Origin of the sequence: Flavobacterium sp. JAS, from assembly GCF_020991455.1 — a bacterium.
Taxonomy (GTDB): domain Bacteria; phylum Bacteroidota; class Bacteroidia; order Flavobacteriales; family Flavobacteriaceae; genus Flavobacterium.
Genome location: NZ_JAJMOX010000001.1, coordinates 515,347 through 535,371, shown reverse-complemented (window position 1 = coordinate 535,371; position 20,025 = coordinate 515,347). Strand labels below are relative to the sequence as shown.

Below are 20,025 nucleotides of genomic sequence, written 5' to 3'. Positions count from 1 at the left end.
AGAGGCATTTACCGCGGTAAATGCCTCTTTTTTTTATACCATAAATACTTTATTAGATTGCTCTTTTTGAATAAATACTTAATTTTCCGTTATTCAAAATTGAATTTATCGTGTTTAGGTAATCTTTTTTAGTATATAAATTAACATCTACTCCAACGCTGCAATTGTCATAAGGCTCATATTTTTTCATGTTTGAAACAGAAAACAAACCGATTGTAGGGGTCTGAACAGCGCTTGCCAAATGCATTATACCACTATCTGCACCAATAAACAAATCACTATTCGCAATTACAGATCCAATTTCGCGAATGTCTTTACTATAAAACGTAGGCGCTTTAAATGCTATTTGAGAAACATTCTCTACTGGCAAAATTTCAATAATATTATAATCTTTATACGCTTCAGTAAGTTGTGAATAAAAATTTTCCCACCAATCTTCTGAAAGACATTTTGCTCCGGTTGCGTAGGTAAATATGCAAATTGTTCTTTTAGAATTGTGAACTAAATCATTCAAAATGTTCTTGCCTTGTGCGATTTCAGAAGAAGATAATTTAAGATCTATTGGAGCAACTATTTTCTTAGTTTTTGCAAGTCCAAGCTTGGTTAAATAATATCGGAAGTTATAAACAGGATATTTTGCAATGTGGTCGTAATCATTTTTTACAAGTTGAGATTCTTCAATTAAATCTCCGTAAAATTTATACTTAGCGTTTGAAAACTGGACTGCTAAACGTCCTGAAGAAGAGTTTTGATCTACATTGATCGCAACATCGTATTTTTGCTGTTTTATTGAAATCCAGACATTAAGGTATTTCAGTAAACTTTTGAAGGGCTTTTTGGGTAAATCGATTATCTTATTAACGCTTTCGTAATTCTCAAAAATTATTGGGGCTAATGTTCCCTTAACAAACAAATCGACTTTACAATTTGGAAATATTTCTATGACTTCCTGAACCAAAGGTGTAATCAATAACAGGTTTCCTAACCGTCCATTTGGTCTGCAGATCAAAACCCGTTTTATCTCGGACTTATCAACCAAGGTAATCCCCTGATCACTTTTTGGCTTTCCAATGTTCTTAGTCAGATTGCGCATTACACCACGCCTGTAATGATTTATTTTGCTTAAGACACTCATCTGTAAAATAATTTAATAGTTATAAAATCTCTCTTCAATTTTAGAAAAAACATAAAAAATGAACTAACTCAAAGCTAGCCTCTTTTTATTTCTAAAATTAAATCCTTTCAATAAGCTATTATTACAAAATTGTAACCAAATGTATCAACATTCACATTTTCAGCTTCTTGAGAGAGTTTTAAAAATACATAAACCATTTTTTAAATAACAAATTACTAGACCGTTAGCCAATAGTAATCGACGTTTAGCTGCTCACACTAGACGTTTATAGTAACAACATATCCTTCTGATCCGCGAATATTAAAAACGGTTCCGTTTTCAAAAATAAGATACTGACCTTTGATTCCTGTTAATTTTCCTTGAAAGGATGGTGTTTTATCCAAGTTCAAACTGGCTACTTTTGCAGGATAGTTTAGAACTGGATAATGTAATTGGTATAAATCATTTTTTTGAGAATAAAAGTATTCCTGAACTTCAGATGGAATTAAGCTTTCTACTTTTACTTTTTCAGCAATCAGGTCAAAACTTTCACCTGTGCTTTGAAGCATTTTTCTCCAATTGGTTTTATCAGTATAATGATCTTTTAATGCAACCTCAGTAATTCCTGCTAAATATCTATTTGGAACCTCAACAATTGCAATTGCCTGGGTAGCGCCCTGATCGATCCAGCGGGTTGGAACTTGCGTTTTGCGTGTTACCCCTACTTTTACTTCACTCGCCAAAGCCAAATACACAATATGTGGCTGCAATTGTACTTTTTGCTCATAGTCTAAATCACGATCTGCAATCCCTAAATGAGCCGTACTTAACTCCGGTCTCATAATCCAATCTCCAACTGCCGGACTTGAGTAGAAACAATCGTAACAGAAACCTTGTCTGTATATTTTTTTCTTTTTATGACAATTCAAACATTCGTAACCCACAAAATTAATCTCAATCTCTTTATTCAATAATTGATTCATATTTAGAAAACTATCTTCAAAAACCAAATAATATTGAATTGGATCTCCCATTTCAGTTTGCATTTTTGTAAGTACTCCTTGATATGTCATTATATTTTAGATTGGTGATTATAGATTTCAGATTGTTTACCGGGGTTCTAAAATTCTTGTTTATTTAGAATTTTTCGTGCAAATAGAATGTCTTTTTTTACAAAAAAACACTATTTTTGATACAACGACAAAGTTAACATTTGTCTGTCGATATTCAAATTTTAAATTTCCTGATTTTACACATTTGTACCATCTGAAACTTAAAATCTAAAGTCAGCAATATAAAATTTAAATTCTCTCCATGCCTTTATCAATCATCAACTCGTTTGCCTCTTGGGTCCTTAAACAAAGGATACATCAAATAGAACTTTTTTTAAAATATCCGAATGAAGTTCAGGAAGAACTGTTGCATAATTTATTAATGGTTTCAGAGAATACTATTATTGGAAAACAATATGATTTTTCATCTATAAACTCCTATCAAACTTTTGTCGAAAGAGTTCCCATTGCAACTTATGAGGAGTTACAACCCTTGATCGAACGCACGCGCCAGGGCGAACAAGGTGTTTTTTGGGAAACGCCTATTAAATGGTTTGCCAAATCTAGTGGAACTACAAATGCAAAAAGTAAATTTATTCCGGTAAGTACTGAAGCGCTGGAAGATTGTCACTATAAAGGAAGTAAAGATTTGCTTTGCTTGTATTTGAATAATAATGAAGATTCTGAACTGTTTCTGGGGAAAAGTCTTCGCTTAGGCGGAAGTTCTCAGATTTACGAAAACAACAATACTTTTTTTGGAGATTTATCGGCTATTTTGATCGAAAATATGCCTATCTGGGCTGAATTTAGCAGTACTCCAAGCAGCAAAACCTCGTTAATGAGCGAATGGGAATCTAAAATTGCCGCTATTATTAACGAAACCAAAAACGAGAATGTTACCAGTTTTGCGGGAGTTCCGTCCTGGATGTTGGTTTTGATGAATAAAGTTTTAGAAAATACGGGTAAAGATAATTTATTGGAAATCTGGCCAAATCTTGAAGTCTATTTTCATGGTGGCGTGAGTTTTTCTCCTTATAAAGATCAATACAAGAAAATTTTACCAAGCAAAGATTTCAAATATTACGAAATATATAATGCCTCCGAAGGCTTTTTTGCGATTCAGGATCTGAATAATTCGAGCGATTTATTATTGATGCTGGATTACGGAATTTTCTACGAATTTATTTCGATGGATACTTTTGGAACTCCAAATCAAAAAGTGGTTCGTTTGGCGGATGTCGAATTGAATAAAAACTACGCTATTGTTATCACGACCAATTCTGGTTTATGGCGTTATTTAATTGGTGATACGGTTCGTTTTACTTCTTTAAATCCTTATAGAATTCGTGTTACGGGCAGAACCAAACATCATATTAATGTTTTTGGAGAAGAACTAATGGTCGAAAATACCGATCAGGCGATTGCCAAAGCTTGCCAAATTACTCACACGGAAGTAATTGACTATACTGTTGCTCCTATTTTTATGCAGGACAAAGAGAAAGGTGCGCACGAATGGATGATTGAATTCAAGAAAGAACCTGCTGATGTCGGGCTTTTCCAAAAAGTTCTGGATGAAACACTACAGACTTTAAACTCTGATTACGAAGCCAAGCGCCAGAACAATATGACTTTAAATCCTTTAGTAGTTAATGTCGCACGCGAAAACTTATTCTATGATTGGTTAAAAGAGAGAGACAAACTAGGCGGACAGCATAAGATTCCAAGGCTTTCGAATCAAAGAGATTATTTAGAGCAATTGAAGGAGATGTGTGCTGTTAAGAGTTAGCCACTAATTTCACGAATTGACACGAATTAATTTGAGTGGTTTGTCCGGCTGAGCGAAGTCGAAGCCTTGTTCAACTTTACATTAATTTTCTTTTTTAGATAGAGACATACTATATGAGATTGCTTCGTTCCTCGCAAGGACTAAAAAAAGCAAATCGAAAACCCATAATTCCACTAAACCGCATGAGGGATAGAAGTGGAAATCCTTTTGTGCCGGGGTTCGGCACAAAAGATTGAAACGGATAGCCCGACCCGGAGGGACATGCCCATAAAAAAACCTTAGCTTTTATTGAAAAACTAAGGTTTTGTGTTTTTATTACTTTTATTGTCGAGTTACTTGCGGAGATTCTTCGTTCCTCAGAATGACAAACAATATCACATCATATCAATATATCTGTCGTGATATCCTAATAAATATAAAACTCCGTCTAATCCTAAACTTGAAATTGAAGTTGAGGCGTTTTCTTTTACTTTTGGTTTTGCGTGGAAAGCGATTCCTAAACCGGCTAGATTTAGCATTGGTAAATCGTTGGCTCCGTCACCTACGGCAATGGTTTGATTGATGTGGATTCCTTCTTTTTCGGCAATTGCTTTTAGGTATTCGGCTTTCTTTTGACCGTCTACGATATCACCCAAATATTTACCGGTTAATTTACCATCTTTAATCTCCAATCGATTGGCATGAACGTAATCGATACCCAATTCTTTTTGTAGATATTCTCCAAAATAAGTGAATCCTCCTGATAAAATCGCGGTTTTGTATCCGTAATATTTTAAGGCCTTCATTAAACGATGCGCTCCTTTTGTTATTGGTAAATTTACTGCAACATTTTGCAAAACATCTTCGCTCAAACCTTCTAACAGCGCCATACGTTGTTTGAAACTTTCGTTGAAATCTATTTCGCCATTCATGGCAGATTCTGTGATTGCACGAACTTGCTCGCCTACTCCATTTAACTCCGCCAATTCGTCAATTACTTCGGTTTGGATTAAAGTTGAATCCATATCGAAGCAAACCAAACGTCTGTTTCTTCTGTAAATATTATCTTCCTGAAATGAAATATCAACATTTAGAGTTCTTGAAATTTCCATGAAACTTGCTGTCATAGAAATTTTATCTACGATATCCCCTGTTAATGATAATTGTATGCATGAACGTGGATATTCTTCTTTTTCGACTACAGACGTTCTGCCTGTTAATCTTATTATAGAAACGATATTCAAATTTTGGTCGGATAGTAATTTTGCTACTGCGGCCAATTGCGAAGCGGCTAGTTTTTCTCCTAAAATATTAATGATATAACGTTGCTTAGATTGTGTTTTTACCCACTTTTCGTAATCTTCAACTGAGATTGGAATGAATTTTACTTTTACTTCTAATTCATAAGCTTTGAACAACAGGTCTTTTAAAACCGGTCCAGAGCTAGAACCCGCTTCAACTTCGAACAAAATTCCTAAAGATAATGTGTCATGAATATCGGCCTGACCAATATCTAAAATATTAGCATCATAAGCAGCCAATACAGCTGTCAAACCAGCTGTTACTCCTGGTTTATCATGTCCTGAAACTTTTAATAAAATAATCTCTTTATCTTCTGCCATTATATCTTAGTTGATTTTTATGAAGCGACAAAAATCGGCAATCTATTGTTTATAAAAAAGGATATTGTTTGTTTTTTTACAAAGAAAAAGCACATATGAATGTGCTTTTTCAAGTAATTTAACAATTATGTTCTGGTATTAAAATTACCTAACTTTTTTGTTGTTATTTTGGTTGGTTCTCGTCAAAGTTTACCATCCAGCTTACGCCAAATTTATCTTTGAACATTCCGAAGTAAGCGCCCCAAAATGTTTTAGCCATTGGCATATAAATGGTTCCTCCTGCCGAAAGTCCGTTGAAGATTCTGTCACCTTCGCCAGCGCTTTCAACATTGATTGATACGGAAAAATTTCCACCAAAAACTACGTCGCCGGATTGTTCGTTACTATCACTTCCCATTAAAATAGTTTCTCCAATTGGCAGTGAAACGTGCATTATTCTGTTTGCATCTTTCTCTGACACTTCCGGACAGCTCCCTGGCTCGCCTGCTGGCATATCTTTAAATTTTCCGATAAACGAAAATTCTCCTCCAAAAACTGATTTGTAAAATAAAAATGCTTCTTCGCAATTTCCATTAAATAATAAATAAGGGTTTACTGATGTTGCCATGATATTTTGTTTTTTTTGTTTGTAATTGTTTTTGTTGAATGCTTAAATTAATTATTTGTTTTCCGACAGTTCTTTTACTATTTCCAGTCCTTTTGGAAATACTTCTTTGAAATAATCGATATATTTTTCGACCGAATCAACCTGAGCGACTAAATCTATAAATTCGTCATCGAGGGTTAATCGATAGGTTTCCATTGCGCCACTCCATTTTTTTGTTTCGTCGTCAATGGGTAATTCTTTAAAATCTTTTATTTCTCCCAGATGTTTGAAAGCCATATATTCATTTGGAATTTTAGTTTCGATAACACTATACATTCCTTCTCCGTTAGGCGACATGAAATGTATTTTATCGCCTTCATTCCAATCACTTATAGTGTGTGAACCTTCGCAAAAAGCACTTGTCCATTTTTTGTAGGTTTCATCCTCCCACAAAACTGACCAAACTTTTTCTGCTGATGCTTTTATTCTGATTTTAAATTCTAATGTTTCCATATTATGATAATTTACTAAAATCCATAAAAAGTACATTCCAACGATGACCATCTAAATCGGCAAAACCACAACCGTACATCCAACCCTGACTTTCTGCCGGAGATGCAAAAACATTTCCGCCTGCTTCTGTAACTTTCTTTGCCAGTTCGTCAACTTCTGCAGCACTTTCTGCGTCAATTGAAATCAAAACTTCTGAACTTTGTTTTGTATCTGTAAGTTTGTTTTGAGAGAAACTAGCAAATAGTGATTCTTCAAAAAGCATTACTACAAATTTTCCTTCTCCAACTATCATGCAAGTCGAACTTGGCGTATCGTGTTCTTCATTAAAAGAGAATCCTATTTTCGAGAAAAAAGCTTTTGATTTTGCCACCTCTTTTACAGGCAAATTCAGCCAAATTTGTTTTGTCATCTTTTTATGTATTAATCTATTAAACCATATAAGCGATATAAGATCATGTAAGTTATGCCTGTTTTTTTTGCCACGAAGGCACAAAGACACAAAGGCATTTTTCAAAACTTTGAACCTTTGTCCCTTTGCAGCTTTGGACCTAAAAACTAATTAGTTTCTACATAACTTTTAAAATTATCCATAATTGCCTGCCAGCCTCCTCGTTGCATTTCTTCCGGATTTTGTGTTTCAGGATCAAAACTTTCTATTATTTCTACTCCGTTTGAAGTTTCATTGAAACTAATCTCTACTTTTCTTCCGTCTTCCAAAACATATTCAATTGCTTTGTGCATATCTACCAACGTATATTCGCCTCCAAAATCAAAACTCATGCTGCCATCTTTTGCTGCCATTGTCGATTTGAATGTTCCGCCTTCTCTTAAATCATTTTCAGCATAAGGTGTATGCCAGTCTGGCGAAGCAAAACTCCATTTTGTAATATGTTCTGGTAATGTCCATAGATTCCAAACTTTGTCAATTGAGCTATTAATTGTGCTTTTTACTGTTATCATTATATATCTTTTTTTATTGTTTACGATTTATTTTTACTTGATTTACGATTTAAAATTTTCAACATATTTTTTGAAGTTCTGAATAACTGCCCGACAAAATTGTTCTTGCATATCCTTAGAAATGGTAGCTTCGGGTTCAAATGTTTCTGTAAGTTTTGCTTCAGTATCTAAATTTTCAAAACGAACACTTGCTATTCTATTGTCTAAAAGCTGATATTCTATTAATGAGAATTCTTCAATTTTAGTATAAACTCCTTCAAAATCAAATCCTTCACTTCCGTCTTTTGAAGCCATTGTAAATTTGAATTTACCCCCCACTTTCAAATCATTTTCTGCATAAGGCGTATGCCAGTCTGCAAAAGGAATGTTCCAATTCATGATATGCTCAGGCAATGTCCATAACTCCCAAACTTTCTCTATTGGAGCCTTGATGATATTTTGAACCTTTATCATTTTATTCCTTTTAAAGAGTTACATTTTATCTGGAATTTGATCCTCATTTATAACTGAGAATTCCCAGTGATGTCCGTCTAAATCAAAAAAAGAACGATAATACATCCAGCCATAATCTTTGGCCTCGTCATATTCGGTCGCTCCATTTTTCAAAGCATTCTCAATGATTTGATCTACTTTTTCGCGGCTTTCAATTTGTACTGAAAGAATCACTTCATTAGTTGTTTTTGCATTGCAAATTTCTTTATGCGTGAATGTTTTGTAAAACTCTTCAACTAACAACATTGCATTAATATTTTTACCAATAATCAAACAAGTCCCCTTGTCATTTGTAAATTGCGGATTGAATGAAAAACCTAACTGGGTAAAAAATGAGATTGACCGGTTTAAATCTTTTACAGCAAGATTTAAGAAAATTTTTGTTTCCATTTTTATATAAAATTACAAATTATTAAGACAAAGTTAGATTATTAACATTAAGCTTATGATGCTTTAAAAGTCAACTTTAGGGTCATTTAAGACAAAATGTTTACTTTTGTAAGTCTGTTAATTTTTCCAAAAAGAAAAGCCATGAGTAAGAAAATAGGTTTAATCGTCCCGCATGACTATAAATTATTGAGTATAGCTGCAATTTTAGAAGTTTTTGAAACGGCTAATAAACTGAGTAAAGAAACTGAAAAACCTTTCGATATTATGGTTTTTCAATCGGCCGAACAAATTGATCAGGAGAAAATATTTGGATATAATATTAATCTTATTGAAGTTTCAAACATTAATTTAGATTTAATTTTGATTCCCGCTTTTACCACTGACAATATGAGTGAAATGATTGCGAAGAACAAAAATTTCATTCCGTGGTTAAAAAAGCAACATCTGTCCGGAGCCGAATTAGCGAGTTTTTGTACCGGTGCTTTTTTGTTTGCTGCGTCAGGTCTATTAAATGAAAAACTGGCTACAACACATGTTGATGCATGCAGTGCTTTTACAAAAGCTTTTCCGTTAGTGAAACTAAAACCCGAAGAAACCTTAACAGCTGATGGAAGTTTATACACCAGTGGCGGTTCTACCTCAACGTTTCATTTATTGATTTTATTAGTACAGAAATATTGCGGAAATGAAATTGCTGTACAGATTGCCAAAATCTTCTCTATTGATTTAAATAGATATAAACAGAGTTATTTTAGCACTTTTAGACCAAATCATTTGCATAATGATACACTGGTGGCAATGCTGCAGCAAAAAATAGAAAGTCAATATCATACCATTGAAAAACTGGAAGAAATCACAAAAGATATCCCAACAAGTTCTCGCAATATGACGCGAAGATTTAAGCTAGTTACAGGGATTCCGCCAATTGAATATTTACAGAATATAAGAGTCGAAAGTTCTAAGAAATACCTGGAACAAACACAGCTTTCGATTTCAGAAATTATAGAAAAGACTGGCTATAATGATCCAAAGGCATTTAGAAAAGTTTTTTATAAAATGGTTGGAATGAAACCTATTGAATATCGAGAGAAGTTTAGAGTACAGTAAAATATTTTTTATTAACTATTTTCTTATATTTACTTAAACTATTCTAAACCATTAATAAATGAAAAAAATTATTTCTATTTGCTTACTTACATTTACTTTATTTAGCTGTAACTCGGATGAAGTTATAACTGGATTCAATCTTGATGCGAGTTTAAATATAAGTATCACTGGTTCAGATGGCCACGACTTGCTAGATCCTGCTAACTCTGATGCTTTAGATCAAAGTAAAATAAGAATACTCTACTTAGTAAAAGGCAAATTAATTTCAGGAGACGGCGGTGGTAGTGATAATCCACGCAATTTTATGATATACAAACAAGATAATCATAATGTTATGCGTGTTTTCTTAAATAACACTTCAGAAGAACAATATCCTGAAACTTATATTCAATGGACAGAAAACAATACTGATATAGTAAAAATCGAATACAACCGCACAAAGAATTCTATTACTAAAAAAACCGTTTGGCTTAACGATCAAATAAAAACGGAGATCGAGCCTTATCTGAAAATTGTTAAGTAATCCATACTTTCACAAAATAAAAAACCACCTGACAAATTTTGAAAGGTGGTTTTTCTTTTTATTGTAAACTTTGTCAAAGCTTAAAACTTTGATAAAGTTATTTTCAAGATTTATGAAGCAATTTCCATACGCTTCAATAAATTTTTACTCAAAGTATGTTTTGCATAATCTTCGTCAATCGTCAAAACTTTATCATCTGAACTTGGCAATTCGTACATTGCATCTGTTAAGATAGCTTCGCATAACGAACGCAATCCACGAGCTCCTAATTTGTATTCTAATGCTTTGTCAACAATAAAATCTAATGCTTCGTTGGTAATCGTAAATTCAACATCATCCATTAAGAATAACTTTTGATATTGTTTGATTAACGCATTTTTAGGTTGTGTCAAAATCGCACGTAATGTTTCTCTATCAAGAGGATCCATGTGTGTTAAAACTGGCAAACGACCAATTATCTCCGGAATCAATCCAAAGTCTTTAATATCTTTTGGAATAATATACTGTAATAAATTGTCTTTGTCGATATTGTCAACATTTTTAGATGTTGAATATCCAACTGCCTGACGATTTAAACGTTTCGAAATGATACGTTCTACTCCATCAAAAGCTCCACCTGCAATAAACAGGATGTTTTGAGTATTTACCTCAACAAATTTCTGGTCCGGGTGTTTACGACCTCCTTTTGGTGGTACGTTTACAACTGTTCCTTCTAATAGTTTCAATAAAGCTTGTTGTACACCTTCACCTGAAACGTCACGTGTTATAGATGGATTATCGCTCTTACGGGCAATTTTATCAATTTCATCAATAAATACGATTCCTCTTTCGGCTTTGGTTACATCATAATCTGCGGCTTGCAGCAAACGCGTCAAAATACTTTCGACATCTTCACCAACATAACCCGCTTCTGTAAGTACGGTTGCATCAACAATTGCCAAAGGAACATCTAACATTTTTGCAATAGTTTTTGCTACTAATGTTTTTCCGGTTCCGGTTTGACCAACCATAATGATGTTACTTTTTTCAATCTCTACTTCGTCGTCTAATTGCTGTTGCATTAAACGTTTGTAGTGATTGTAAACCGCAACCGACATTACTTTTTTAGTCTGATCCTGACCAATTACATATTGATCTAAGAAAGCTCTGATTTCTTTTGGTTTCTTTAAAATTAAATCACCAACAAGTTTTGCGCTTCCGCTTGATTTTAATTCTTCTAATACAATTCCGTGTGCTTGTTCAATACACTTGTCACAGATATGTGCATTAATACCTGCAATTAATAAATTAGTTTCTGGCTTCTTTCTTCCACAAAACGAACATTCTAATACTACTTTAGCCATTCTTTTTTAGTTACATAAGTTGCAAAGTTACTAAGTTTCTGACATTTATCACTAAAACATCAAAAACTTAGCAACCTATTAACTTTTATTTTTGTTTCAAGTTTAATTTTGTTTCGAGTTTCAAGTTAATCTTAGAACCTCAGTTCCTCTGTAACTTTGAACCTTAAAAAAAAATTAGCTTCTTCTCAATACTTCATCAATCATTCCGTATTCTTTAGCTTCGTCTGCAATCATCCAGTAATCACGCTCACTGTCTTTGTGTACTTTGTCAAAAGTTTGTCCTGAATGTTGAGAAATGATGTTGTATAACTCATCTTTCAGTTTCAACATTTCACGTAAGTTGATTTCCATATCAGTTGCAACTCCTTGTGCTCCTCCTGATGGCTGATGAATCATTACTCTTGAATGTGGCAAAGCCGAACGTTTTCCTGCTGCTCCTGCACATAATAAAACTGCTCCCATTGAAGCTGCCATACCTGTACAAATTGTAGCTACGTCTGGTTTAATGTATTGCATGGTATCATAAATTCCTAATCCTGCGTAAACGCTACCTCCAGGAGAATTTAGATAAATTTGAATATCTTTTGAAGCATCAGCACTTTCTAAAAATAATAACTGTGCCTGAACGATATTAGCGATTTGATCGTCGATACCTGTTCCTAAAAAGATGATTCTGTCCATCATTAATCTTGAAAACACGTCTAATTGAGAAATATTCAACTGACGTTCTTCAATAATATATGGAGTCATATTTGTTGGGTTCATTGCAGCTATGATTTTGTCATAGTACATTGCGTTTACTCCTTGGTGCTTTGTAGCAAATTTTTTGAATTCTTTACCGTAGTTCATATTTTAAGTGTTCTAAGTTTTACGTAATATCTGTATTATTCTTTCATCAAAGGTTATACCTCTTTCTAAAGGATGTCAATTTGTCTTATTTTGAAAAATTGTTTCAGGTTTCAAGTTTCAGGTTTATTGAAGTTCGAGAATTTGAAACTTGAAACAAAATTAAACTTGAAACAAAAAGAGCGTCAGGAAAAAGTTCCTGACGCTCAAATATACTTATTTTTTTAGAAATTATTCTCCGTAAGAAGCAGCAATAAATTCTTCGTAAGTTACTTCTTTAGTTGTTGGATTTGCTTTTTCTTTAAACACTTCTAACAATTTCTCTGCAACTACTTGCTCAGAAAGTCTTTTTACTTCTTCTTGGTTAGATAAAACTCTAGCCACAATTCCCTGAACTTCTTCGTCAGTTGGATTTGTTTGACCAAATTGAGCCATTTGTTGTTTGATAGCGTTTGTTGTAAAAGCTTTCAAATCTTCAAATGTAATTTGGATATTACTTTGAGCCATAGCTTTTCCTTCGATTAATTGAAAACGTAATCCTCTTTCAGATCTTGCGTATTCAACTTCAGCTTCTTCTGCAGAAAGTTTTTTCTCTCCTACAGTTTGCAACCATTTTTTAAGGAATTCAGCTGGTAAATCAAATTTTGTGCTTTCAATCAAGAAATCCTGAACGTCTAACAATAATTTTTGATCTGCTTGCTGTGCGAATTGAGCTTCAGCATCTTCTTTAATTTTTGATTTTAAATCTTCTAAAGAAGCTACTTTTCCTTCACCAAAAAGTTTATCAAATAAATCTTGGTTTAATTCAGCCAATTCAGCTCCGTTGATAGCTTCGATAGTAAAGTTTACTTCAACATCTAAACCGTGAACGTCATCATGAGATACTTTTAAGTAATCCATTAATTGGTGATCATCTTCGAATAAACCTTTTGTACTTACGGCAACTATGTCACCAACTTTTTTACCGATGAATTTATCAGCAGCAGCTTTGTTGAAAGTAGATAATGAAATTGTAGTAGTATTGTTGATACCTTTTTCTTCGTTTGAGAAAGTTCCAGTTAAATCAGAATCAGCAGACACAACTTCTTGTGGAATTGCTTTTCCGAATTGTTTTTGGATACGCTCTACTTGTCCGTCGATTAATTTATCATCGGCAGTAACGATATATTTTACGATATTATTTTTTGCTTCTAAATCAATTTCGAAGTTTGGAACTAAACCAATTTCGTATTCGAAAGTTAGTTCTTCTGCATCCCAATCAAAGTTTTCATTTTCTTTAGCAAGAGGAGTTCCTAAAAGATTTAATCTTTCAGATTGAACGAAACGCTCTAAAGCCAAATCAACTACTTTTTGAACTTCTTCTTGCTTAATTGCTTTTCCGTATTGTTTTTCAACAAGATCTTTTGGTACTTGTCCTTTTCTAAAACCTTTAACGGTAGCCAATGGCATTTTTTCGTTTATTCTTTTTGCTACCTGACCTTTATAATCCATGTGAACAACTGTCATTACAATTGTTTCATTCACAGCGTTTATTGCTACTCTTTTAATATCCATCTTCTTCTTTAATTTACATAATAAAATTGGGTTGCAAAATTATAAAATTTTTGCAACCCAACCAAGTTTTTAATCTATTGTATTTGAAGACGTTTTAAACGTCATTTATATTTTAGATTTATTTATCGTCTCCTACTATTTTGTAAGTAATAGACTGAAGAATCGACAATATGATACTAAAGAACAATGCGGTCCAGAAAGTATCTACGGCAAAACCTCCAACTATATTTGTACACAATAATATAATGATTGCATTAATTACCAACAAAAACAGTCCTAAAGTAATGACTGTTACAGGCAAAGTCAGGATAACCAATATTGGTTTTATAAATAAATTTAATAATCCCAAGACAATTGCAACAATTATTGCTGTTGTAAAACTGGCAACGTGTACGCCTGGCAAAAAGTTAGCGATTAACAAAACCAAGCCCGCAGTAACAAGGAGTCTGAGTAATAGTTTCATATTTTTTAATTTAAAGTTTTAATAAAAGTAAGGAATTTTATACTTACCAACTATTGCATTTCTATTTTTTGCGACTGATTAAAAATTAGTCTTTTAAAAACTCTGTAGTTAATTCAAAAAACATTTTAGGATTTTCGGCATGAAGCCAATGTCCTGCATTTGGAATGGTTTGAAATTTAGCATTTGGAAAATGCTGACGTATTGCATCAAAATCTTCATCTGCAATATATCCTGATGCTCCGCCACGAATAAATAATGTTTCTTTTTCAAAAACTAACCCGTCTGGTAAAGCTTTCCCAATAGCATCAAGATTGTTATTGAAAACTTCGAGATTAAACCTAAAGGCCAATTGTCCCGGCTCTTTCCAATATAGGTTTTTCAACAAAAACTGACGTGTTCCAAAATCAGAAACATATTGCGCTACAATTGCTTCGACATCGTTTCGGCTTGGTTTTACAGAAAAATCAACTGCATTTAATCCTGCCAAAATATCCTGATGATGTTGTTTGTAAAATCTCGGACCAATATCGGCTACAATTAATTTATCTACAATTTCAGGATGCATGGTTGCAAAAAGCATCGCTACTTTTCCGCCCATCGAATGCCCCAGAATATCTATTTTATTTAATTGATTCGCCTGGCAATATTCGAAAACGTCTTGCACCATGGCTTCATAACTCCATTCATCTGAATGAAAACTGCGACCGTGATTGCGTAAATCTAAAATATGAACCTGAAATCCTGCGTCTACGTATTGCCCGGCAAGTGTTTTCCAGTTATCAGACATACCAAGAAATCCGTGCATGATAATAAATGGTTTTCCTTCGCCTTCTATTTTTGAGTATAACATCTAAACTTTGATTTTTAAAAATATAAACACAAAGGTAAAAAACTAATCTATCATTCTATAAAAGAACAAATTCTATAGGATTGTTTTTTTAATCTTATTTTTTATACAAAAAACTTTACGTCTTTACGGTTTCCCGTATGCTTATTAAAATTTCGCAAAGTATCTTGCACCCATAAAAATCAATACAAAAAATTGATTTAATACATTAATTAAATTACCATACCATGATTAAAAAAATCCTTTTATTATCATTAGTTGTTTCTCAACTTACAATCTCGTGCTCTAGTGACGACAGTCCGGAAAACAAACCAGACGAACCAACAGCAGAACAAACATTGGCAGAACAAATTGCAAATATTGTTAAGCAACCTTACTCTAAATTAACTCCGGCTGACCAAAAAATTAAATTAGAAGCTGAAGCTAATGACATGTTGGTTCAATTGGACAAATCAAAAAGTTCAAGCGCTATTGAGGCAATGGAGAATTTAAGCAGATTATTAGACCTTAGTACTGTTGATATTTTTAATGGAAAAAATGACAATGGAGTTGAGGATATCTTAAACATTTCTGGTGTTTATGGTATTTATACTTGGAACAATACTGGACAAAAATGGGATAAAACAGCTTCTACTACAGAATTAAAATTCGTTTTTCCTGCTAAAAAAGCGCTTACAACGAATAATACAGTATTTTCTGCAAAAAGCGTTTCTTCTGATGTAAAAGTTAAATTTTATGATAGTTATAATGGAAATGCAGAGATCAATGACAATATCTTTCTTCCGTCTTCGTCTGATGCAACTTTAACAATTGACAACGTTCAATCTGCTACATTTACACAGACTGCTAAATATTCTAACAAGAACCAATCACCTGATGAGTTTGCTTACAAAATGACAGTAAACGATGGTTATGCTTGGGAAATGAGCGGTAAAAAAGGTACTGAAAACACTGCAAAGGCAGTTCTTACTTATAACGGTAAAACTTTAGTTGATTTTAACTCAGGAAGTAGTGCAAATATCGATGGTTTAATTGATAATGATGCCCTTACTCAATACAGAGGTAAAGCAAATGGTTTATTCAAATTAATGGACAACTTAATTATTGTTGCTGATACAGACTTAGCGACTGCTGCTGCTGACGAAACTGCATTAGAAAAAACTTTGGTTCGTCCTACTAACTATAGCTCTCCAACTTACAGTGCTGAATTAAGTACTTATTACCAAAAAACAGCAGAAGGTGATGCTGCTAATTTCAACAAAAACATGAAATTAATTTTAGTGTCTAAAAAAGACGGAACTAAAATAGCAGACATCGTTCAGCATGCAGAAAAAGAAGAAAGCAACGGTTCTTCTGTTCAATATTATAATGTTGTAAACTATTTAAGATTCAGCGATAAAACTGAAGTAGAAATGGGTGCTTATTTCTCTGAAGGTTTTGATAAACTAGAAACTAAATTTGAAGATTTCGCAAAAGCGTTCAACAAATAATAGCTTTTAAACTATAGCTAAAAAGCCGATTTGAATTAGTTCAAATCGGCTTTTTTATTTTGGAGGTGTTCTTACCACCAATGTACTTTGTCCGTATCCTGCCCAAATACCAATGCCGCCTTTTATATTAGACTTCAAACTTGTATTTGCGGGATAAATTGGGTTTCTACTGTTTACAATTTCGTTTTGCCAACTGTTCCAGAAATCCAGCGCCTCTTTATTCTGGGTTCTTAATTTTACAAAAATCAAATCTCCATCAGCAAAATAAGGCGTAAATTTTGTTTTAGGAAAAAGTAAAATACCTCTATTTATTTGCACCGAAACTTCTGATGTAGTAAAGTTTTTATCATCTAAGTTGCCATAGAATGCAGGAACAAAAATAGGCTCTTCATGATCGATTTTCGTTGCGATCTGATAGTAGTTTTTTTCGCTTAAAGGATCATCAAATTTCACAAAAACATAACCTGTCGTATCTCTGTCATTCTTCTTTATATATTCAGCACTTTTAAGCAGAACTGTTTTTGGGATTGTCGTTATTGCTTCTATTACCCGATTTAAATATTCAATTTTAAGCGAATATTCTTTTCCTGCTTCGCCTTTTAAAGTCGATCCAAAATACACAAATGGCGGCACTCTGTTTTTATCGTTTTTAACCCTTAAAACTTCAGATGTCTGTCCGTCAGAAATCGTGATTTTTGCAGATCTGATTACGTGATTTAAGACATTTGTAGAATCAATAACATCTGTAACGGGAATACTGCTCGAAAGCAAAACCTGAGCGTAATCTCCTTCTTCTATCCAACCTTCAACTACAACTTTAGATTCAATACTTTTCTCACTAAAATCATCTTTAGAACAACTTGTTATTATTAAAGCAAAAAGAAATACTATATATTTTTTCATCTTTTAAAATTTAAATCTCCAACTTATCGAAGGTAAAATTCGGTACAAAACCTTTTTCTCCTGTTTTACAATCACACTGTTTTTATCTTCATTTACCTGAACGTTCAGTACCACATAAATTGGATTATCAATATTGAATGTGTTATAAATTGAAAAATTCAATGCACTTTCTTTTTTATTAGTTTTCAAAAAAAAGTAATTTACAGAAACATCTGTTCTGATATAATTTGGCATTTGAGCATTGTTATATCCCGAATATTCTTTGACTGGGTTATTATTAATAAAATACCAGGAAGTTGGCATTGTAAATCGGTTTCCGGAACTAAATATCTGCGTAACACCAAAATTCCACTTTGAATTTAAATCATACATTCCAACTAAAGAAAGGTTATGACGACGGTCGTATTTGGCGAAATAAGTATTTCCGTTATTCAATTCATCAAAATTACGATCAGACCAACTTAAAGTATAACTCAACCAGCCTGTAAATCTTCCGTTGCTTTTTTTCAGCATCATTTCTAGTCCGTAGGCTTTTCCTTTTCCTACCAACAAATCATTCTTGAGAGTTGTCGTTTCGTTAAACTGTGTAATTCCATAAGGATATTCGAGTAAATCTTTCATAGAGCGATAAAACCCTCCGAAAGAAGAACTAAAGTTTCTCGAAATATTCTGATTGGAACCAATTGAGAATTCGTTTGATGATTGTGGTTTTATTCCGTCTGAACTGGCAATCCAAAAATCAGTTGGAATTCCAACGCTTGAAGTAGTTATTAGACTTAAATATTGGTACTGTTTATTATAAGAAGCATAAAATGAGTATTTATTATTTGGATAATAATTCAATAGTACGCGAGGCTGAAAATGCAAATACGAATTATTTGAACCAGAAGTATAATAGTTGATTCTCAGTCCTAATTCAACAATTAGATTCTCGAAGATCTTTGGCTTAGCCGTAGTAAAAACAGCGGCCTCATTGGCGTCAATTATACTATTTTGCGACGTATTATTATTAGATGTTAGATTTTCGACATTCACTTTTTGTGGCTGCAAATCATGATACACATATTGTAATCCCGATTCAAAAGGAATGTTTTTAATAGCATAACGAACCGAATTTGTAAATCCAAAATCCTTTACATAAGAAGAAACTCCAAACTGAATTGTCGCTTGTTCCATATTCAAATCATTAGAATACTGCGTAAAGTAAACCGAATTTGACATGCTTACTTTAGGCGAAAATGTAGTAACCAGTGTTGGAGAAACTGTAAAGTTGCTCCACTTTAAACTCGTTCTTAAAGCCAGATTTCCGTCTTTTATTTTCAATTCGTCTCCGCTAATAAAAGCATCGATAGAAAATAGATTCTTCTTTGAGATTTGAGACAAAAACGTAATATTACCATCTGAGAATCCGTATTTCATATCCTGAACATCATTGTTTTTTGAACCTGAACGCAGTAATGGCGCAACAATTTCATCAATATAGGTTTTCCTGCCTGAAATATAAAACCCGGAATTTTTAGTCACCGGAATCGCTACACTTAATTGTGACGCCAGGATTCCCACATTTCCCTGTATTCCAAATTCAGAAGGTATTATTTTATTTGGAAGCAAAAGTGTTGTCGAACTTAAACGTCCGCCGTATTTAGCATTCGAACTGGATTTATCAAATTCTACTTCCTTAATATGATCTGTATTATAAAAAGGAAAAATTCCCAATAAATGCGACATACCATATATAGGTGTACCATTGTACAAAATCGCGTTGTGTCCAGGATCTCCGCCTCTTACATACAAATATCCGTTTGCATCTCCAGAATTTTGTACTCCGGGAGTTAGCTGCAAAAGTTTTATAATATCAGTGGTTCCTAAAACAGTTGGAACGGATGATAATTCTTTTAAATTAAAAGATAATTTACCTCCTGATAAAGTCGTTATTCCACTTTTTTTGTCATTGGTAATTACGACTTCTTTCAAAAGCGAAATGTCTTTTTCTAAAACTATAGAAAGAATGGTGTCTTTTGTAAAATTAAAATCGATTGTTTTTTTAAGATAACCAAGCTGATTAACCTTAATTTCGACTTTTCCTAAGGGAATATTTTGCAAAAAGTTACCAATAGAATCTGAGATTGCATAATAATGCTGGTTATTTGTATTGAAAGAAATACTTGCTCCAACAAGATTTTCGTTTTCGGAAGATTTTAGGTTTCCACTGATATTCCCTTTAGATTGCGCAAATACATTGGATAAACAGAATAAAAAGAAGAGAATTATAGTTTTTGGCACGTGGTTTTAATAAGAAAAGTGCGAAAATAATCAATTATAAATCAATTCTTAGGTGAAGTGAATATTTTATTTTTTGGATAAAAATTCATATCCCAAAAAGATTATTATTACCGAAATGCCGCATGAGGGATAGTAGTGGAAATCCTTCTGGTTTTTCTTTAAAACCAGAAGA

At 33.2% G+C, this 20,025-nt stretch carries 20 protein-coding genes; 4 read left to right on the top strand and 16 right to left on the bottom strand.

What is annotated here, in order from left to right; all coding sequences use genetic code 11:
• Positions 1-52 precede the first annotated feature (52 nt).
• Both LPB88_RS02235 and LPB88_RS02230 read right to left on the bottom strand, forming a co-directional pair.
• Positions 53-1,135: a glycosyltransferase family 9 protein gene (locus tag LPB88_RS02235; protein WP_230712169.1), complete on the bottom strand. Its 1,083-nt coding sequence runs from the start codon at positions 1,133-1,135 to the stop codon at positions 53-55.
• Between the two features lie 257 nt (positions 1,136-1,392).
• Positions 1,393-2,187 carry a DUF2797 domain-containing protein gene (locus LPB88_RS02230; protein WP_230712168.1) on the bottom strand — a complete coding sequence of 265 codons (795 nt, stop codon included), beginning with the start codon at positions 2,185-2,187 and terminating at the stop codon, positions 1,393-1,395.
• 241 nt (positions 2,188-2,428) lie between these two features.
• Here LPB88_RS02230 and LPB88_RS02225 point away from each other — a divergent pair, with 241 nt between their 5' ends.
• Positions 2,429-3,952 carry a GH3 auxin-responsive promoter family protein gene (locus tag LPB88_RS02225; protein WP_230712167.1) on the top strand — a complete coding sequence of 508 codons (1,524 nt, stop codon included), beginning with the start codon at positions 2,429-2,431 and terminating at the stop codon, positions 3,950-3,952.
• A 374-nt stretch (positions 3,953-4,326) separates the two neighbouring features.
• Here the strand turns inward: LPB88_RS02225 and serB are convergent, their stop codons facing one another.
• From serB to LPB88_RS02190, 7 genes are all read right to left on the bottom strand, one after another.
• Complete coding sequence (gene serB / locus LPB88_RS02220) at positions 4,327-5,553, bottom strand: phosphoserine phosphatase SerB (protein WP_230712166.1); 1,227 nt, start codon at positions 5,551-5,553, stop codon at positions 4,327-4,329.
• Between the two features lie 163 nt (positions 5,554-5,716).
• Positions 5,717-6,160: a VOC family protein gene (locus tag LPB88_RS02215; RefSeq protein WP_230712165.1), complete on the bottom strand. Its 444-nt coding sequence runs from the start codon at positions 6,158-6,160 to the stop codon at positions 5,717-5,719.
• A gap of 51 nt (positions 6,161-6,211) precedes the next feature.
• Complete coding sequence (locus tag LPB88_RS02210; RefSeq protein WP_230712164.1) at positions 6,212-6,652, bottom strand: SRPBCC domain-containing protein; 441 nt, start codon at positions 6,650-6,652, stop codon at positions 6,212-6,214.
• Position 6,653: 1 nt separating this feature from the next.
• Entirely contained in the window at positions 6,654-7,061 is a 408-nt protein-coding gene (locus LPB88_RS02205; RefSeq protein WP_089354749.1) for a VOC family protein, read from the bottom strand.
• 146 nt (positions 7,062-7,207) lie between these two features.
• Complete coding sequence (locus LPB88_RS02200) at positions 7,208-7,612, bottom strand: SRPBCC family protein (protein ID WP_230712163.1); 405 nt, start codon at positions 7,610-7,612, stop codon at positions 7,208-7,210.
• A gap of 42 nt (positions 7,613-7,654) precedes the next feature.
• Positions 7,655-8,065 (bottom strand): SRPBCC domain-containing protein, encoded by a 411-nt coding sequence (locus LPB88_RS02195; protein WP_230712162.1) that lies wholly within the window; start codon positions 8,063-8,065, stop codon positions 7,655-7,657.
• 18 nt (positions 8,066-8,083) lie between these two features.
• On the bottom strand, positions 8,084-8,494 hold the full coding sequence (locus tag LPB88_RS02190) for a VOC family protein (RefSeq protein WP_230712161.1): 411 nt from the start codon (positions 8,492-8,494) through the stop codon (positions 8,084-8,086).
• Between the two features lie 141 nt (positions 8,495-8,635).
• On the opposite strand from LPB88_RS02190, the gene LPB88_RS02185 reads away from it, so the two are divergent.
• Together LPB88_RS02185 and LPB88_RS02180 are read left to right on the top strand one after the other, a co-directional pair.
• Positions 8,636-9,601: a GlxA family transcriptional regulator gene (locus LPB88_RS02185; RefSeq protein ID WP_230712160.1), complete on the top strand. Its 966-nt coding sequence runs from the start codon at positions 8,636-8,638 to the stop codon at positions 9,599-9,601.
• A 58-nt stretch (positions 9,602-9,659) separates the two neighbouring features.
• Positions 9,660-10,124 (top strand): hypothetical protein, encoded by a 465-nt coding sequence (locus LPB88_RS02180; protein ID WP_230712159.1) that lies wholly within the window; start codon positions 9,660-9,662, stop codon positions 10,122-10,124.
• 110 nt (positions 10,125-10,234) lie between these two features.
• On the opposite strand, the gene clpX is transcribed toward LPB88_RS02180, so the two are convergent.
• From clpX to LPB88_RS02155, 5 genes are all read right to left on the bottom strand, one after another.
• Positions 10,235-11,467, bottom strand: coding sequence for an ATP-dependent Clp protease ATP-binding subunit ClpX (gene clpX, locus LPB88_RS02175; RefSeq protein WP_230712158.1), 1,233 nt, complete (start codon positions 11,465-11,467; stop codon positions 10,235-10,237).
• Between the two features lie 174 nt (positions 11,468-11,641).
• Positions 11,642-12,316, bottom strand: a complete 675-nt coding sequence (gene clpP / locus LPB88_RS02170; RefSeq protein WP_089354755.1) for an ATP-dependent Clp endopeptidase proteolytic subunit ClpP — start codon at positions 12,314-12,316, stop codon at positions 11,642-11,644.
• A 228-nt stretch (positions 12,317-12,544) separates the two neighbouring features.
• On the bottom strand, positions 12,545-13,867 hold the full coding sequence (locus LPB88_RS02165) for a trigger factor (RefSeq protein ID WP_230712157.1): 1,323 nt from the start codon (positions 13,865-13,867) through the stop codon (positions 12,545-12,547).
• A gap of 118 nt (positions 13,868-13,985) precedes the next feature.
• Complete coding sequence (locus LPB88_RS02160; RefSeq protein WP_230712156.1) at positions 13,986-14,330, bottom strand: phage holin family protein; 345 nt, start codon at positions 14,328-14,330, stop codon at positions 13,986-13,988.
• An 85-nt stretch (positions 14,331-14,415) separates the two neighbouring features.
• Positions 14,416-15,180, bottom strand: a complete 765-nt coding sequence (locus LPB88_RS02155) for an alpha/beta fold hydrolase (RefSeq protein WP_230712155.1) — start codon at positions 15,178-15,180, stop codon at positions 14,416-14,418.
• A 224-nt stretch (positions 15,181-15,404) separates the two neighbouring features.
• On the opposite strand from LPB88_RS02155, the gene LPB88_RS02150 reads away from it, so the two are divergent.
• Positions 15,405-16,667 (top strand): hypothetical protein, encoded by a 1,263-nt coding sequence (locus tag LPB88_RS02150; protein WP_230712154.1) that lies wholly within the window; start codon positions 15,405-15,407, stop codon positions 16,665-16,667.
• A gap of 54 nt (positions 16,668-16,721) precedes the next feature.
• On the opposite strand, the gene LPB88_RS02145 is transcribed toward LPB88_RS02150, so the two are convergent.
• A complete protein-coding gene (locus LPB88_RS02145; RefSeq protein WP_230712153.1) occupies positions 16,722-17,570 on the bottom strand; it encodes a DUF4249 domain-containing protein in 849 nt (282 codons plus the stop codon).
• Positions 17,571-17,573: 3 nt separating this feature from the next.
• Positions 17,574-19,853, bottom strand: a complete 2,280-nt coding sequence (locus LPB88_RS23825; RefSeq protein WP_230712152.1) for a TonB-dependent receptor domain-containing protein — start codon at positions 19,851-19,853, stop codon at positions 17,574-17,576.
• Positions 19,854-20,025 lie beyond the last annotated feature (172 nt).

Bases quoted from the DNA above. Each gene is read 5' to 3' on its own strand.
- LPB88_RS02235 (WP_230712169.1), bottom strand. From the start codon at position 1,135: ATGAGTGTCTTAAGCAAAATAAATCATTACAGGCGTGGTGTAATGCGC.
- LPB88_RS02230 (WP_230712168.1), bottom strand. From the start codon at position 2,187: ATGACATATCAAGGAGTACTTACAAAAATGCAAACTGAAATGGGAGAT.
- LPB88_RS02225 (WP_230712167.1), top strand. From the start codon at position 2,429: ATGCCTTTATCAATCATCAACTCGTTTGCCTCTTGGGTCCTTAAACAA.
- serB (WP_230712166.1), bottom strand. From the start codon at position 5,553: ATGGCAGAAGATAAAGAGATTATTTTATTAAAAGTTTCAGGACATGAT.
- LPB88_RS02215 (WP_230712165.1), bottom strand. From the start codon at position 6,160: ATGGCAACATCAGTAAACCCTTATTTATTATTTAATGGAAATTGCGAA.
- LPB88_RS02210 (WP_230712164.1), bottom strand. From the start codon at position 6,652: ATGGAAACATTAGAATTTAAAATCAGAATAAAAGCATCAGCAGAAAAA.
- LPB88_RS02205 (WP_089354749.1), bottom strand. From the start codon at position 7,061: ATGACAAAACAAATTTGGCTGAATTTGCCTGTAAAAGAGGTGGCAAAA.
- LPB88_RS02200 (WP_230712163.1), bottom strand. From the start codon at position 7,612: ATGATAACAGTAAAAAGCACAATTAATAGCTCAATTGACAAAGTTTGG.
- LPB88_RS02195 (WP_230712162.1), bottom strand. From the start codon at position 8,065: ATGATAAAGGTTCAAAATATCATCAAGGCTCCAATAGAGAAAGTTTGG.
- LPB88_RS02190 (WP_230712161.1), bottom strand. From the start codon at position 8,494: ATGGAAACAAAAATTTTCTTAAATCTTGCTGTAAAAGATTTAAACCGG.
- LPB88_RS02185 (WP_230712160.1), top strand. From the start codon at position 8,636: ATGAGTAAGAAAATAGGTTTAATCGTCCCGCATGACTATAAATTATTG.
- LPB88_RS02180 (WP_230712159.1), top strand. From the start codon at position 9,660: ATGAAAAAAATTATTTCTATTTGCTTACTTACATTTACTTTATTTAGC.
- clpX (WP_230712158.1), bottom strand. From the start codon at position 11,467: ATGGCTAAAGTAGTATTAGAATGTTCGTTTTGTGGAAGAAAGAAGCCA.
- clpP (WP_089354755.1), bottom strand. From the start codon at position 12,316: ATGAACTACGGTAAAGAATTCAAAAAATTTGCTACAAAGCACCAAGGA.
- LPB88_RS02165 (WP_230712157.1), bottom strand. From the start codon at position 13,867: ATGGATATTAAAAGAGTAGCAATAAACGCTGTGAATGAAACAATTGTA.
- LPB88_RS02160 (WP_230712156.1), bottom strand. From the start codon at position 14,330: ATGAAACTATTACTCAGACTCCTTGTTACTGCGGGCTTGGTTTTGTTA.
- LPB88_RS02155 (WP_230712155.1), bottom strand. From the start codon at position 15,180: ATGTTATACTCAAAAATAGAAGGCGAAGGAAAACCATTTATTATCATG.
- LPB88_RS02150 (WP_230712154.1), top strand. From the start codon at position 15,405: ATGATTAAAAAAATCCTTTTATTATCATTAGTTGTTTCTCAACTTACA.
- LPB88_RS02145 (WP_230712153.1), bottom strand. From the start codon at position 17,570: ATGAAAAAATATATAGTATTTCTTTTTGCTTTAATAATAACAAGTTGT.